Consider the following 15,619-nt stretch of genomic DNA (forward strand, 5'->3'; position numbering starts at 1 on the left):
CATAATTTTCGGAGGTGCAATATGCGTAAAACTAAAATTGTATGTACTATAGGTCCTGCTAGTGAAAGTATTGAAAAATTAGAGCAATTAATCGAAGCAGGTATGAACGTTGCTCGTTTAAACTTCTCTCATGGTAGCCATGAAGAACACGGCGCTCGTATTAAAAACATTCGTGAAGCTTCAAAGAAAACTGGTAAAACAGTTGGTATCTTACTTGATACAAAAGGTCCAGAAATCCGTACTCACGACTTCGTAGACGGACAAGCTGAGCTTGTGACAGGTGCAGAAGTAGTTATTTCTACTGAGCAAGTATTAGGTACTGCAGAGAAGTTCTCTGTATCTTATGCTGGTCTTTATGACGATGTAAACCCAGGTTCTCGTATTCTAATCGATGACGGTCTTATCGAGCTAGAAGTAATCGAAAAAGCTGACGGAAACATCCGTACAAAAGTTCTTAACAGCGGAACTGTAAAAAATAAAAAAGGTGTTAACGTACCAAACGTAAGCATTAAGCTTCCTGGTATCACTGAAAAAGACGTAAAAGATATCATCTTCGGTATCGAGCAAAAAGTTGATTTCATCGCAGCTTCATTCGTACGTAAAGCAGCTGACGTATTAGAAATCCGTGAATTACTAGAAGAGCATAACGCTCAATACATCCAAATCGTACCAAAAATCGAAAACCAAGAGGGTATCGACAACATCGATTCAATCTTAGAGGTTTCTGACGGTTTAATGGTAGCTCGTGGTGATATGGGTGTAGAAATTCCACCAGAAGAAGTACCATTAGTACAAAAACGTCTAATCAAAAAATGTAACGTGTTAGGTAAACCAGTTATTACTGCAACACAAATGTTAGATTCTATGCAACGTAACCCACGTCCAACTCGTGCGGAAGCAAGTGACGTAGCTAACGCAATCTTCGATGGTACAGACGCAATCATGCTTTCAGGTGAAACAGCTGCTGGACAATACCCAGTAGAAGCAGTAACAATGATGGCTAACATTGCAGTACGTGTTGAAAAATCATTACAATATGAAGATATGTTCAAAAAACGTATTAAAGAGTTCACTCCAACAATTACAGATGCAATTAGCCAATCTGTTGCGCATACAGCACTTGCTCTTGATGTAGCTGCAATCGTAGCTCCAACAGAAAGTGGATATACTGCGAAAATGATCTCTAAATACCGTCCAAAATCTCCAATCGTAGCTGTAACATCTGACGAGCAAGTAGGACGTCGTCTTGCACTTGTTTGGGGTGTACAAGCATTTATGGCTGAGAAGCGTGCAGCTTCTACTGACGAAATGTTAGATACAGCGATTCAAACAGGTATGGATGCAGGTCTAATCGGACTTGGAGACACTGTAGTAATCACTGCTGGTGTTCCAGTTGCTGAAACTGGTACAACAAACTTAATGAAAATCCACGTTGTTGGTGAAGAAGTTGCTAAAGGACAAGGAATCGGTCGTAAAGCTGCAAAAGGTAAAGTAGTTGTAGCGAAAACAGCTGCTGAAGCTGTAGCAAACGTAAACGAAGGTGATATCCTTGTTACAACAAGCACTGATAAAGATATGATTCCTGCAATTGAAAAAGCTGCTGCTCTAGTTGTAGAAGAAGGCGGCCTAACAAGCCATGCGGCTGTTGTAGGTGTATCAATCGGTATTCCTGTTATCGTTGGTGTAAACGGCGTAACAGCAACTTTAAAAAATGGCCAAGAAGTAACAGTTGATGCAGCACGCGGAATTGTTTATAATGGACATGCGGAAGTGCTATAAGTAATACGGAGAGAAGGATCGGAGTCCTTCTCTTTTTTTTTACACAAAAATGAGGTGAAACTAGCTTTAAACGTCTGAAATTGCTTTTAAAAGCTGTTTGTTATGAAGTTTGATGGGAAAGTGCGTTTAGCTTTTATATGGTGTATATGGACGTTGTGAGGGTGTTTAAAGTGATAGGATATGAAAGGAGTGTAGAACTATGAAGTGGTTACTATTCTTGTTTATATTAATACCGGCTATTGAGATTACAGTCTTAATTGGATCGAGTCATGTAATAGGTTTGTGGTCTACGTTCGCTATGATCGTATTTACAGGCGTTGTAGGTGTGTATTTGGCGAAAAGACAAGGGTTTAAAGTACTTGGAGAGATTCAATCTAAGTTGAATAGAGGAGAAATGCCAGGAGCAGCGGTTTTAGATGGTATTTTTATCTTTGTAGGGGGTATTCTTTTAGTGCTTCCTGGATATGTAACGGATATAATGGGTTTTATCTTTGTTATTCCTGTGACGAGGGCTTTGTTGAAACCGTTTGTTATGAAGTGGATGGAATGGAAGTTTAGAAAGAACTCTACTATTATTGTGCAGAAATAGTACTTAGATCATAGCGATCTAAGTACTATTTTTTTATCTGCAACAGGATGAGAGGGTGGTTAAAGTTCAGTTAACGAAAGATGTGTTTTAATATGCGGCGAATGTGACGGTTAATAATCGATGGGGATAGGATCCTTGTAGATTAAAGTTTTACTTTATTGTATTTGTTGTGTATTTTTTCGATTTGAGGAGTTATTAGCTCTTAATCAGTGTGTTTAAAGTGGGAATCTGAACTTAAGATTGTTTTTGTATGTAAAAGAATGAATTGGAACGAAAAAAGTTAAATAAGAGCAGGGAAATGGTCAGTTTAAGTCTTATTCTGTGCTATTTTGTATATTTATTCATTTACATAAAAAGTAATAAATGTAAGTAATAATTATAAAATTAATAGAATAAATATGTAAAAACACCACGAAATATGCGTTTTTTATGCAAAAAAACAAGAGAATTATCTTTTTTGAGTGCAATTCTCTTGTTTTATGTAATGAGTATGAAAAATAAGTACAAGGAATAATCAGTGGGAATTTCCCACTGATTACATGTAAGTTTTTGGTTGTGTATGAATTAGAAACTATTATTTTGAAGGTGAGCCTTTAATATATTTCCACAAATCATGGAATACACGAGCTTTGTGCAATGTATTAAGTAGTACTAAGGTGACTGGACCGATGATTAATCCTAAGAAGCCAAAGAGCTTAAAGCCGACAAAGAGAGCAATCAGTGTTGCTAATGGATCAAGACCGATATTAGATGAAAGTACCTTTGGCTCCATAATTTGTCTTTGGACAATCACGACGATGTATAAAATGAGAAGACCGATGGCGAAAGCAGTGTCTCCAGTGAAAAATACGTATATAACCCAAGGAACGAAGACAGCTCCTGTTCCTAAATACGGGAGTAAATCTACAACCCCTGTAATAATCGCGATAGTAATGGCGTATGGTACGCGTAATATTAAAAGTCCGATTAGTACAATAACAGTTGTCATAGATACGAGTGTAAGTTGTGCTTTAACAAAACCGAATAAAGCTTTTCTTAAATCCACAAAAATAGTTTTTCCATAGCCATGAACACGGTTGGGCAAAAACTTTCTTACTTTCTGAGCAAGACGATGCCAATCGTAACTAATGAAGAAAGTGGCTAATAAAACGAATACAAGTACAGTTAAAGTAGTTGGTAGTGCACTAATGAAATTTGTTAACCCGCTTATAATAGCGGTTAAAAGTTCTTTCATTTGCGTCGTTGCTTCGGTTCCTAAGTTTTGAATGTTTTGTGTAATCGTATAGCGCTGCGGTTCCCCAAGATGATTAAATTTAGAGATTAAATCATCGTAGAGAGGCATAATATGATTAAGTGCAAACTGCTGAGCGAATGCAACGATATCCGGAAATTTTACTGTAACAAGTTGTAGTAAGTATGTTGTGGCAGATATTGCTTCTGTTACAAGATATGTAACGAGTCCGACGATAGCTCCAAATACGAGAATTAAGCTAACGAGTACTGCGAGTGCGCGAGGAAATTGTAGTTTTTGATTCAGGAAATTGACGACAGGATTAATTAAATAAGCAAATGCGAAAGCGATAATAAAAGGATAGATAAGTCCTGACATATATAGTAATGCATAGAACCCGGCTACCGTCGCTATAATGACAAATACGAGTCGCAATATCATATATAGTAAGTTTCGATTCAAAGATGTATACCTCCCATTCCAATTTGGATTATCCTAATTCGTTCAACTTATAACGAGTGTGCCCCACTGATTAAAGTTTCACTTTATGTTATAGTGGAATGATGGATTTTCCTGCTTTTTCAGTATGTGAGTGACTGTGAAAGCGTGGTGTTGATGCTTCTACTATATGGTAAAAACTTCATTTTCTCTTCTTTTTATTTTACCTGTTTCTAATTAGAAAAGAAAGGAGAGACGCCCGTTTTTTAAAATGTATACATGCTTACATTTGGATGGTGAAAGTCTCAGTTTGTCATTTTAAAATGCGTAAAAAAATGAAGTGATTCATGTTGAATAGGCATCGATATAGCATGTATAACGATAGGTTTAAAGGTATTTTTGTTTGGAAATGAGTTCATTATTTTCAGAAAGGAAGTGCAAACATGATTAGTCAGTCAACGTTATTTTTATTCATACTACTTATTATAGGACTTATTGCGAAAAACCAATCGCTTACTGTAGCTATTGGTGTGTTATTTCTATTAAAATTTACATTTCTAGGGGATAAAGTCTTTCCTTATCTACAAACGAAAGGGATTAACCTCGGTGTTACGGTTATTACAATAGCAGTACTCGTACCGATTGCGACGGGGGAAATAGGATTTAAGCAACTTGGAGAAGCAGCGAAATCGTATTATGCATGGATTGCTTTAGCTTCAGGGGTAGCAGTTGCTTTGTTAGCAAAAGGTGGCGTACAATTATTAACGACAGATCCTCATATTACAACTGCGCTCGTTTTCGGGACAATTATAGCAGTTGCTTTATTTAATGGGGTCGCTGTAGGTCCATTAATTGGGGCTGGAATTGCCTATGCAGTAATGAGTATTATACAGATGTTTAAATAAGGAATTTTATAGTAATATAAAATTTTTGAATTCTTTCTGTTCACAAAAGTCAGATAATTGTTTATAATAGGATTAGAAACTTTGAAAAGTTACATAACAGCAGAGACTTTACACCAGATAAAATAAAAACAACATAAAACAATTTTATAATGATATTGTTTTATGTTGTTTTTATCATAAAACTCTTCGGAATTCATTTTCCTCACTAACTTGTTGTTTTGAGCGTGAGGATTCGGGGAGACATTCACGCTCATGCTTTCCATGTAGACAATGGACAATAAGAGGGGAACATCGCAACAAATTTGCATGATCGTGCATTTTGCTTGCCTAAAGAGTGAACGGGCGTTCATAATTCAAAAGGGGAGCAAATAGATATAAGAAGCAAGGTTGGGAGAATTTTCAGGAAAAGGAGAGAATGTCATGACTGTTATTCGAGGTTTAGAAGGGGTAGTAGCAACAACATCATCTGTGAGCTCTATTATTGATGATACATTAACTTATGTTGGGTATAATATTGATGATTTAGCTGAGAATGCTACATTTGAAGAAGTAGTGTACTTATTATGGCATCGCAAGCTTCCTAACGAGCAAGAACTAGCGAAATTTAATGAGATTGTATCGGAATACTATAAAGTTCCAGGTGAGATTTTAGCATATTTGAAACAAGTAGATTTAAAAATCGCACATCCGATGTCTGTTTTACGAACTGCAATTTCCATGCTATCATTATACGATGAGAGCGCTGAAATTATGGATGAAAAGTCCAATTATTTGAAAGCGGTTAAATTACAGGCTCAAGTGGGTACTTTAGTTGCTGCTTACGCAAGAATCCGTAAAGGTTTAGATGTTGTTGAGCCTAGAAATGATTTATCATTAGCTGCAAACTTCTTGTACATGTTAAATGATCGCGAGCCAAATGAAGTTGAAATTGAAGCTTTTGATAAGGCGCTTGTACTTCACGCAGATCATGAGTTAAACGCTTCTACATTTACTGCACGCGTTTGTGTAGCTACACTTTCAGATGTATATTCTGGCATTACAGCAGCAATCGGTGCGTTAAAAGGTCCTCTTCACGGTGGGGCAAATGAAAATGTAATGAAGATGTTAACTGAAATTGGCGAAGAAGAAAATGTAGAATCATATATTCATAATGCTCTTCAAAATAAAGTGAAAATCATGGGCTTTGGCCACCGTGTATATGAGCAGGGTGATCCGCGTGCAAAACATTTACGCGAAATGTCTAAGAGATTATGCGTGCTTTTAGGAGAAGAGAAATGGTATAATATGTCTATCAAAATTGAAGACATTGTAACAAAAGAAAAAGGTCTTCCACCAAATGTTGATTTCTATTCAGCTTCTGTATACCATTGTTTAGGAATTGACCATGACTTATTTACACCTATTTTTGCAATTAGCCGTATGTCAGGCTGGTTAGCTCATATTCTAGAACAATATGAAAATAACCGTTTAATCCGTCCGCGTGCTGATTATAATGGACCAACACATCAAGTGTATGTTCCAATTGCACAACGATAAGCGAATAACACTATTTTGATAGTGAAAATACGCTTTCAAAAGTCTGATTTTTTCGGAAAGATGTAATGATTAGAATATTTTAATTTGACTAACGGTTTGAACTGAGGGGTTATTCCCTCAGTTTCATACATATGAAATTTCAAACATGGGGGTTATCACATTGACGACAGGTGAAAAAATTACTGTAACTAATGGTGTTATGAATGTACCAAACAATCCGATTATTCCATTTATCGAAGGAGATGGAATTGGTCCTGATATTTGGGCAGCTGCATCTCGTGTACTAGAAGCAGCAGTTGAAAAAGCTTATGATGGTGAGAAGAAAATCGTTTGGAAAGAAGTGCTTGCAGGGGAAAAAGCATTCAACCAAACAGGCGAGTGGTTACCAGAAGAAACTTTAAATTTAATTCGTGAATATTTAATCGCGATTAAAGGTCCACTTACAACTCCAGTTGGCGGTGGTATTCGTTCTCTAAACGTAGCACTTCGTCAAGAATTAGATTTATATGTATGTCTACGTCCAGTTCGTTATTTTGAAGGTGTTCCTTCACCTGTAAAACGTCCGGAAGATACTGATATGGTTATTTTCCGTGAAAATACAGAAGACATTTATGCTGGAATTGAATATGCGCAAGGATCTCCAGAAGCAGAAAAAGTTCTTGCTTTCTTAAAAGAAGCAATGGGTGTTAATAAAATCCGCTTCCCAGAAACATCTGGTATTGGTATTAAACCAATCTCAGAAGAAGGGACAAAGCGTCTTGTTCGTGCTGCAATTCAATATGCAATTAACGAAAAACGCTCTTCTGTTACATTAGTTCATAAAGGAAACATTATGAAATTTACAGAAGGTGCTTTCAAAAACTGGGGTTACGAAGTAGCGGAACAAGAATTCGGCGACAAAGTATTTACTTGGGCTGAATATGATCGTATCGTTGAGAAAGATGGCAAAGATGCAGCGAATAAAGCGATGGCAGACGCTGAAGTAGCTGGAAAAATCATCGTAAAAGATTCTATTGCAGACATCTTCTTACAACAAATTTTAACTCGTCCACGTGAGTTCGATGTTGTTGCAACAATGAACTTAAACGGAGACTACATCTCTGATGCACTTGCTGCACAAGTAGGTGGAATTGGTATTGCACCTGGTGCAAACATTAACTATGTAACTGGACATGCTATCTTTGAAGCTACGCACGGTACAGCTCCAAAATATGCAGGTTTAGATAAAGTAAACCCATCTTCAGTTCTTCTTTCTGGTGTATTATTATTAGAGCACTTAGGATGGAACGAAGCTGCGAAATTAGTAACTGCTTCAGTTGAGAAAACAATTGCTTCAAAAGTAGTAACTTATGATTTCGCACGCTTAATGGAAGGTGCAACAGAAGTGAAATGTTCTGAGTTCGCTAATGAACTTATTAAAAACATGGATGTAGCGATAATCAAAAACGCATAATTAAAGCGGGGGGTAAATTATGACAATCAAACGCAAGAAGGTTTCAGTCATCGGTGCAGGATTTACAGGAGCAACAACAGCATTCTTATTAGCACAAAAAGAACTTGCAGATGTTGTATTAGTGGACATTCCACAGCTGGAAAATCCAACAAAAGGGAAAGCGTTAGATATGTTAGAAGCGAGCCCAGTACAAGGTTTTGATGCTAACATTATTGGAACATCTGATTACGCAGATACTGCTGATTCTGACGTTGTTGTGATTACAGCAGGTATTGCGCGTAAGCCTGGTATGAGCCGTGATGATTTAGTAGCAACAAACTCCAAAATTATGAAAAGTATTACGCGCGACATTGCAAAACATTCACCAAATGCAATTATTGTTGTGTTAACAAATCCAGTTGATGCAATGACATATTCTGTATTTAAAGAAGCTGGATTCCCGAAAGAGCGTGTTATCGGTCAATCGGGCGTATTAGATACAGCTCGTTTCCGTACATTCATCGCACAAGAATTAAATCTTTCTGTGAAAGACATTACAGGATTTGTTCTTGGTGGACACGGTGACGATATGGTACCTCTTGTACGTTATTCTTATGCAGGTGGCATTCCGTTAGAAACGTTAATTCCGAAAGAGCGTTTAGAAGCAATCGTAGAACGTACCCGTAAAGGTGGCGGCGAGATTGTAGGCTTATTAGGAAACGGTAGTGCATATTACGCACCAGCTGCTTCTTTAGTTGAAATGACAGAAGCAATCTTAAAAGATCAACGCCGTGTATTACCGGCTATTGCGTACCTTGAAGGTGAATACGGTTATAGTGACCTTTACTTAGGGGTACCAGTAATTCTAGGTGGTAACGGAATTGAAAAAATTATTGAATTAGAACTTCTTGCAGATGAAAAAGAAGCGTTAGATCGCTCTGTAGAATCTGTACGTAATGTTATGAAGGTTCTTGTTTAATCATTAAATATAAGTAGAAAAAGATTCGGGGCCCCGAATCTTTTTCTACTATTTATACAAATGTTTTTTTGAAATAACATGAAAACGCTATCATTTGTAATATCCTATAATGAAACTGTAGATTTATACTATACATTGCCCTCATCATAGTAAATGTCGGATCAAGTATCGCTTTTAGTAGGATAATAAGGTGAAAAAATCGGAGGGGGTTGTAACATGTTAAAGAAAAAAGTTCAAATTGGTCGTAAAATGGATGAAATTACAGTAGGAGAGAAATTATCTATCACTGAAAAAATTGAGGATAAAGATTTGTTATTGTACTTAGGGTTAACGAATGATGCCAATCCATTATATATTCAGCATGATTACGCATCCCAAACTCCGTATGAAAAGCCGATTGTACCAAGCATTATGCTAACTGGAATGATTACAACGGCAGTTACGAAATATTTACCAGGTCCAGGTAGTCATATTACGAGAAAGGACCTTACGTTCGTGAAGCATGTTCACCATTATGAAACGTTACAAATCCACTTTGAAGTTGTGGCTGTTTCTGAGGAGGAACATACAATTGATATGCTTGTATCTGCTCATGATGAAAAAGGGGATACTGTTGTGAAAGGCTCATTAACAGTAACACCACCTTACAAATCAGTCTCTATTATGGAAAAAGCATTAGATAATTTTTAAAACATGAAAATGTGAATAGCGCTAGCATACCTTTCATAAGGGGGCTAACGCTATTTTTAGTTGAAGAATCCCTCTTTGAACCCTTCAGCAAAATCTGAACACCCCGTTTTAATCGTATCCCAGCTCGGTACGTTAAAAGTAAGGAAACATGTTACTAATAAAGTTAAAATAGATAGTAATATTCGCATAATAGCTCCTTTATTGCATTTATTAATATATTAAAATTAATAATATATTAATTGGTAATTAAAGTCAATTAAAGGGTTTTTTTAAGATGAAGTGGAAGAGAGAAGACGTTATCTTTGAAACGATAAGAGAAGCTGAAGTATGGGCGGACGGGGTTGCGAATGAAATGTATGGAAGACTATTTGATGGATATGAAACGCTAGATTATAAAATAGCGTACGCTGTATCTTTTTCTTAGCGCAAAGTCGAGAATATCATATCCATACGAGTATTGAATTTAATAAAGATATAGAAGTGTATAAAGTATGGATCACTACAAGTTAATTGCGCAATCCGAATCCATGAATAGACAATTATATTGAGAGGGACCTTGTTTTCTAGTATGATGAGAATAACGGGGAAAATACTAGGATGAAGAAGGTTTCAAGTCTATAACTTGGAGGAAAAGAATGAACAATCGTATTTTAGTAGTTGATGATGAGGAGTTTATCTTAACTTTAATCGAATTTAATTTACAACAAGCTGGTTTTGAAGTGATAACAGCGATGGATGGAGAAATGGCGCTTCAAAAAGCGACAACAGAACGTCCAGATTTAATTATATTAGATTTAATGCTTCCAAAAATGGATGGTATGGAAGTATGTAAAGAATTACGATTGCAGCGCGTTATGACGCCGATTTTAATGTTGACAGCAAAAGATGATGAGTTTGATAAGGTGCTAGGTCTTGAACTTGGGGCGGATGATTATATGACGAAGCCATTTAGTCCAAGGGAAGTTGTCGCGCGTGTGAAGGCAATTTTACGCCGCACGAAATTACAACAAGAAGAGCAAGTTACAGAATCGTCAGATGAAGAGAGCATTACAATTGCTGAACTTAAAATTTTACCGGAGTTTTATGAGGCTTATTTCCAAGGAAGAAAGCTTGAATTAACACCAAAAGAATTTGAACTACTTGTTTATCTTGCGAAAAATAAAAGTCGCGTATTAACGCGTGATCAATTATTAAGTGCTGTATGGAATTATGATTTCGCTGGTGATACACGAATTGTTGACGTTCATATTAGCCATTTGCGCGATAAAATTGAACAAAATACGAAAAAACCGACGTACATTAAAACGATACGTGGTTTAGGATATAAATTAGAGGAGCCAAAAGGGGATGAATAAATTTCGTTCCAGGCTTCTTTTTACATTTGTTTCTCTTATTGTTTTTATTTTAGTCGGACTCGGTTTATTGCTGGAAACCGTGTTTGAAAACTATTATATAGATCATGCGAAAGAGAGAATGGTAAAAGAGACAGAGTATGTTGCGGTATTAGCAGAAGAACAAGGTTTTGATGATGTTTTAAAAAATCCATATATATTTAAAAAGCTAGAAGAAAAAATTCAGGCTTCTATTGCCTTTGTAGATGAGAAAAAGAAAGTTCAATATAGCGGGGGAGAACCGTCTGCTTTTAGCCAAGGGATAATAAAAGAACTTTCCTCTGAAACAACGAAACAAAGAAATAAAGTCATTACGAAAGAAACAGATCAAAATAATGAATTTTACCATGCGGTGTTCGTGCAAGATGTAGCAGGGAAACAAGGATACATTTTTGTGAAGAGCACAATTGAGCCTTTGAAAGACGTTCATCAAAAAACGTGGGGATTATTAATTATCGGATTTGTTATTGCGTGTCTTGTAGTCGTATTTTTAGGTATGAAAATTACAGGGCAATATATTAGGCCGATTGAGTCCGTTACGAAAGTTGCCATCGAATTAGCGAAGGGTAATTATAAAGCACGCGCTTATGAAAGTCATTCGGATGAAACGGGAATGTTAAGTAAAGCGATTAATATTTTAGCTCGTAATTTACAAGAGATGACACTTGAGCAAGAAATGCAACAAGATCGTCTGCATACGTTAATTGAAAATATGGGAAGCGGAATGATTTTAATTGATAGCCGCGGTTATATCAACCTTGTAAACCGTTCGTATAAGGAAACTTTCCACGTCACAGATGAAGAATATTTAGATCGTTTATATTATGAGTCGTTTCATCATCCGGAAATTATAGAGCTTGTGGAAGAAATCTTTATGACAGAAGTGAAAGTGCGCAAACAAATGTTATTGCCACTTGGAATTGAGCGAAAGCATTTCGAGGTATATGGAGCACCGATTATCGGGACGAACCATGAATGGAAAGGGATTGTCCTTGTATTCCATGACATTACTGAGCTGAAAAAGTTAGAACAAATGAGAAAAGACTTTTTAGCGAATGTTTCTCATGAACTAAAAACGCCGATTACTTCTATTAAAGGTTTTTCAGAAACACTTTTAGACGGTGCTATGGATAATAAAAAATTCTGCGAACATTTCTTGCACATTATTTTAAAAGAAAGTGAACGTATGCAAGGATTAATTGAAGATTTATTAGATTTATCAAAGATTGAGCAACAAGGATTTAAATTGAATATGGGTACCGTTGATATGAAGGGACTTCTTGAAGATATTCATATGGTGCTTGATAATAAAGCGGGAGAAAAAGAAATCTCTTTACAAGTAAATGCATTAAAACGTGTCTCTGTCATTGGAGATCCAAGTCGTTTGCAGCAAATCTTTATTAATTTAATGAATAACGCAATCGTATATACACCGGCTGGAGGCGTTGTTTCTGTAGAATTAGCAGAAGATAAATATAATGCTTATATAAAAGTGTCGGATACTGGAATTGGTATTAGTAAAGATGAAATTCCACGTATTTTTGAACGCTTTTACCGAGTGGATAAAGCGAGGAGTAGAAATACTGGTGGTACAGGTCTTGGGTTATCAATCGTAAAGCATTTAGTCGAGGCCCATCACGGTACGATTACAGTGGATAGTGAAGTAGGAGAAGGGACAACCTTTACAGTTGTTTTACCAAAATCAGCAACTGAAAAATAGGATGAAGGATGTTTACAATATATTAACAATGGCTTAATTAAATATTAATAAAGCTCTGTTAATATAATACATGAAAACCCCTTCATCCAAGGAGTAATTTTGGACGAGAATAGTTAAGCTATTCTCGTCACTTCCCTTTATGCCAATATAAGTCTGTTTTATATATGAAAGAAAATAACCGTTATTTTTCTTCTCTCTATTAGTCATGTTAATATAGAGAGAGGAAAGAAACGGTTTTTTTCTGTGAAAAAAATCATTTCAAATTTGTATGGGGAGGTTTCTGATTTGGAAAAAAAGGTCGTATTAGTAGATGGTAATAATATCGCGTATCGTGCTTTCTTTGCACTACCGCTTTTAAATAACGACAAAGGTATACATACGAACGCAATTTACGGTTTTACAATGATGTTAATGAGAATATTAGAGGAAGAAAAACCGACGCATATGTTAGTTGCATTTGATGCGGGTAAAACAACGTTCCGTCACAAAACGTATAGTGAGTATAAAGGAGGACGTCAAAAGACTCCGCCTGAGTTATCAGAGCAATTCCCATTTATTCGTGAGATGCTTGATGCATTCAATGTACCGCGTTATGAATTAGAAAATTATGAAGCGGATGACATTATGGGAACGCTAGCGAAAGAAGCGAGTGAACAAGGAGCTAGTGTAAAAGTTATTTCAGGAGATAAAGATTTACTTCAACTTGTTTCTGATAACACGCTTGTATGTATTCCTCGAAAAGGGATTACGGAAGTAGATGAATATACGAAAGAAGCTTTATTTGAGAAATACAGCTTATCACCGAAGCAAATTATCGATATGAAAGGTTTAATGGGAGACCAATCAGATAATATTCCAGGTGTACCAGGAGTTGGTGAAAAAACTGCGATTAAATTGTTAACACAGTTTGGAACGGTTGAAGAAGTGTATGAAAATATAGATCAAGTAAGCGGGAAGAAATTAAAAGAAAAGCTGGAAGCAAATAAAGACCAAGCTCTTATGAGTAAAGATCTTGCAACGATTATTACAGACGCACCGATTACTGTGCATGTGGATGATATGGAGTATAAAGGATATGAGCCAAGTGATGTCATTCCAATGTTCGAGAATTTAGGATTCACATCTCTTTTAAATAAATTAGGTGTTACTCCAGAAGAAACGGCTCCAGCTGAATTAGATGATATTACATTTGATATTGTGGAAGAAGTTACAGAAGAAATGCTTCAGCAAGATAGTGCGCTTATCGTTGAAGTACAAGAAGATAATTATCATAAAGCAGATATTCAAGGTTTCGGTATTCAAAATGAAAACGGATGTTACTTTATTCAGACAGACATTGCACTTAAGTCAGATGCTTTTAAAGAGTGGCTTGCAGATGGAGAAATGAGAAAGTATACATTTGATGCGAAGCGTGCGATCGTTGCACTGAAATGGAACGGTATAGATGTGCAAGGGATTGACTTTGATCTATTAATTGCTGCTTACTTACTTGACCCGGCTGATACAGATAAAGATTTCCGTACTGTAGCGAAAATGAAAGAAACACATGCTGTGAAATCTGATGAAGAAGTTTACGGAAAAGGTGCGAAGCGTGCTGTTCCAGAGTTAGAGATAGTAGCGGAGCATGTAGCTCGTAAAGTGCATGTATTATATGATGTGAAGCAAACATTCGTTGAAGAGTTAGAAAAGAATGAGCAATATGAACTGTTTACAGAGTTAGAATTACCACTTGCACGTGTATTAGCTGATATGGAAGTAAAAGGTGTAAAAGTTGATACAGAACGTCTTCGTAATATGGGAGAAGAACTTGCAGGTAGATTAAAGGAAATGGAACAGGAAATTTATAAGCTGGCGGGAACAGAATTTAATATTAATTCACCGAAGCAGCTTGGTGTTATTCTGTTTGAGAATTTAAACTTACCGGTTATTAAGAAGACGAAAACAGGTTATTCTACGTCAGCTGATGTACTAGACAAGCTGATGGATCACCATGAAATTATTCCAAACATTTTACATTACCGTCAATTAGGGAAACTAAATTCAACTTATATTGAAGGTTTATTAAAAGTTGTACATGAAGATTCATCTAAAATCCATACTCGTTTCAATCAAGTATTAACGCAAACGGGCCGATTAAGTTCAACGGATCCAAACTTACAAAATATCCCGATTCGATTAGAAGAAGGAAGAAAGATTCGTCAGGCATTCGTTCCATCAGAAGAAGGATGGATTATGTACGCAGCGGATTATTCACAAATTGAACTTCGTGTATTAGCTCATATTGCAAATGATAAAGGGCTAGTCGACGCGTTCCAACATGACATGGATATTCATACAAAAACAGCTATGGATGTATTTGGCGTTGAAAAAGATGAAGTAACTTCAAATATGAGACGACAAGCGAAAGCTGTTAACTTCGGAATTGTGTATGGTATTAGTGATTATGGTCTTTCACAAAACTTAGGAATTACAAGAAAAGCAGCAGCGGAATTTATTGAAAAGTATTTAGAAAGTTTCCCTGGTGTACAAGAATACATGGATGACATCGTAAAAGATGCGAAACAAAAAGGATATGTAGCTACATTATTAAATCGCCGCCGTTACATTCCGGAAATTACGAGTCGTAATTTTAACTTGCGTAGCTTTGCTGAGCGTACAGCTATGAATACACCAATTCAAGGTACTGCAGCAGATATTATTAAAAAAGCGATGATTATTATGGCAGATCGTTTAGAAGAAGAAGGATTACAAGCGCGTCTTCTATTGCAAGTACACGATGAATTAATATTTGAAGCACCAAAAGAAGAAATTGAAAAATTAGAGAAGCTTGTACCAGAAGTAATGGAGCATGCAATTGAACTCGCAGTTCCGTTGAAAGTTGATTATTCTTACGGTCCAACTTGGTACGACGCAAAATAAGGAAGTGATG

The 15,619-nt window shown here is 36.3% G+C and carries 12 protein-coding genes and 1 pseudogene; 11 read left to right on the forward strand and 2 right to left on the reverse strand.

The genetic code is table 11. The features are described from left to right. Positions 1–21: 21 nt before the first annotated feature. Together pyk and QCI47_RS04390 are read left to right on the forward strand one after the other, a co-directional pair. The gene (gene pyk / locus QCI47_RS04385; RefSeq protein WP_001232661.1) at positions 22–1,779 is read left to right on the forward strand and encodes a pyruvate kinase; all 1,758 of its coding nucleotides are present in this window, start codon (positions 22–24) and stop codon (positions 1,777–1,779) included. A 199-nt stretch (positions 1,780–1,978) separates the two neighbouring features. Beyond that, positions 1,979–2,368, forward strand: a complete 390-nt coding sequence (locus tag QCI47_RS04390; protein ID WP_000871627.1) for an FxsA family protein — start codon at positions 1,979–1,981, stop codon at positions 2,366–2,368. 574 nt (positions 2,369–2,942) lie between these two features. Here QCI47_RS04390 and ytvI read toward each other — a convergent pair. After that, entirely contained in the window at positions 2,943–4,061 is a 1,119-nt protein-coding gene (gene ytvI / locus QCI47_RS04395; protein WP_001081394.1) for a sporulation integral membrane protein YtvI, read from the reverse strand. 419 nt (positions 4,062–4,480) lie between these two features. Between ytvI and QCI47_RS04400 the strand changes: the two genes are divergently transcribed. From QCI47_RS04400 to QCI47_RS04420, 5 genes are all read left to right on the forward strand, one after another. After that, positions 4,481–4,942, forward strand: a complete 462-nt coding sequence (locus QCI47_RS04400) for a DUF441 domain-containing protein (RefSeq protein WP_000625507.1) — start codon at positions 4,481–4,483, stop codon at positions 4,940–4,942. A gap of 387 nt (positions 4,943–5,329) precedes the next feature. Then, on the forward strand, positions 5,330–6,478 hold the full coding sequence (citZ, locus tag QCI47_RS04405; protein WP_000503660.1) for a citrate synthase: 1,149 nt from the start codon (positions 5,330–5,332) through the stop codon (positions 6,476–6,478). 160 nt (positions 6,479–6,638) lie between these two features. After that, positions 6,639–7,931, forward strand: a complete 1,293-nt coding sequence (gene icd / locus QCI47_RS04410; RefSeq protein ID WP_000206898.1) for an NADP-dependent isocitrate dehydrogenase — start codon at positions 6,639–6,641, stop codon at positions 7,929–7,931. A 19-nt stretch (positions 7,932–7,950) separates the two neighbouring features. Further along, on the forward strand, positions 7,951–8,889 hold the full coding sequence (mdh, locus tag QCI47_RS04415; protein WP_000153232.1) for a malate dehydrogenase: 939 nt from the start codon (positions 7,951–7,953) through the stop codon (positions 8,887–8,889). Between the two features lie 216 nt (positions 8,890–9,105). Then, positions 9,106–9,579, forward strand: a complete 474-nt coding sequence (locus tag QCI47_RS04420) for a MaoC family dehydratase (RefSeq protein WP_000914178.1) — start codon at positions 9,106–9,108, stop codon at positions 9,577–9,579. A 56-nt stretch (positions 9,580–9,635) separates the two neighbouring features. Here the strand turns inward: QCI47_RS04420 and QCI47_RS04425 are convergent, their stop codons facing one another. Then, positions 9,636–9,767, reverse strand: a complete 132-nt coding sequence (locus QCI47_RS04425; protein WP_002022497.1) for a hypothetical protein — start codon at positions 9,765–9,767, stop codon at positions 9,636–9,638. A gap of 86 nt (positions 9,768–9,853) precedes the next feature. On the opposite strand from QCI47_RS04425, the pseudogene QCI47_RS04430 reads away from it, so the two are divergent. The 4 genes and pseudogenes from QCI47_RS04430 to polA all read left to right on the forward strand — a co-directional run bounded on the left by QCI47_RS04430 (position 9,854) and on the right by polA (position 15,609). Continuing rightward, positions 9,854–10,089, forward strand: a pseudogene (locus tag QCI47_RS04430) (hypothetical protein). Between the two features lie 125 nt (positions 10,090–10,214). After that, a complete protein-coding gene (gene phoP / locus QCI47_RS04435) occupies positions 10,215–10,934 on the forward strand; it encodes a two-component system response regulator PhoP (RefSeq protein ID WP_001065225.1) in 720 nt (239 codons plus the stop codon). Next, positions 10,927–12,690 carry a sensory box histidine kinase PhoR gene (gene phoR / locus QCI47_RS04440; RefSeq protein WP_001032115.1) on the forward strand — a complete coding sequence of 588 codons (1,764 nt, stop codon included), beginning with the start codon at positions 10,927–10,929 and terminating at the stop codon, positions 12,688–12,690. The genes phoP and phoR overlap by 8 nt, the downstream gene beginning before the upstream one ends. Before the next feature lie 285 nt (positions 12,691–12,975). Continuing rightward, positions 12,976–15,609 (forward strand): DNA polymerase I, encoded by a 2,634-nt coding sequence (gene polA, locus QCI47_RS04445; protein ID WP_000412815.1) that lies wholly within the window; start codon positions 12,976–12,978, stop codon positions 15,607–15,609. The last annotated feature ends 10 nt before the right edge of the window (positions 15,610–15,619 follow it).

The sequence above is a fragment of the Bacillus cereus group sp. RP29 genome, from assembly GCF_040459765.1.
In the GTDB taxonomy this organism is placed as follows: domain Bacteria; phylum Bacillota; class Bacilli; order Bacillales; family Bacillaceae_G; genus Bacillus_A; species Bacillus_A paranthracis.

What these genes read in the sequence shown, in the direction of transcription:
- QCI47_RS04390 (WP_000871627.1), top strand. Translation starts at nt 1,979, where the DNA reads ATGAAGTGGTTACTATTCTTGTTTATATTAATACCGGCTATTGAGATT.
- mdh (WP_000153232.1), top strand. Translation starts at nt 7,951, where the DNA reads ATGACAATCAAACGCAAGAAGGTTTCAGTCATCGGTGCAGGATTTACA.
- phoP (WP_001065225.1), top strand. Translation starts at nt 10,215, where the DNA reads ATGAACAATCGTATTTTAGTAGTTGATGATGAGGAGTTTATCTTAACT.
- QCI47_RS04420 (WP_000914178.1), top strand. Translation starts at nt 9,106, where the DNA reads ATGTTAAAGAAAAAAGTTCAAATTGGTCGTAAAATGGATGAAATTACA.
- QCI47_RS04400 (WP_000625507.1), top strand. Translation starts at nt 4,481, where the DNA reads ATGATTAGTCAGTCAACGTTATTTTTATTCATACTACTTATTATAGGA.
- pyk (WP_001232661.1), top strand. Translation starts at nt 22, where the DNA reads ATGCGTAAAACTAAAATTGTATGTACTATAGGTCCTGCTAGTGAAAGT.
- phoR (WP_001032115.1), top strand. Translation starts at nt 10,927, where the DNA reads ATGAATAAATTTCGTTCCAGGCTTCTTTTTACATTTGTTTCTCTTATT.
- QCI47_RS04425 (WP_002022497.1), bottom strand. Translation starts at nt 9,767, where the DNA reads ATGCGAATATTACTATCTATTTTAACTTTATTAGTAACATGTTTCCTT.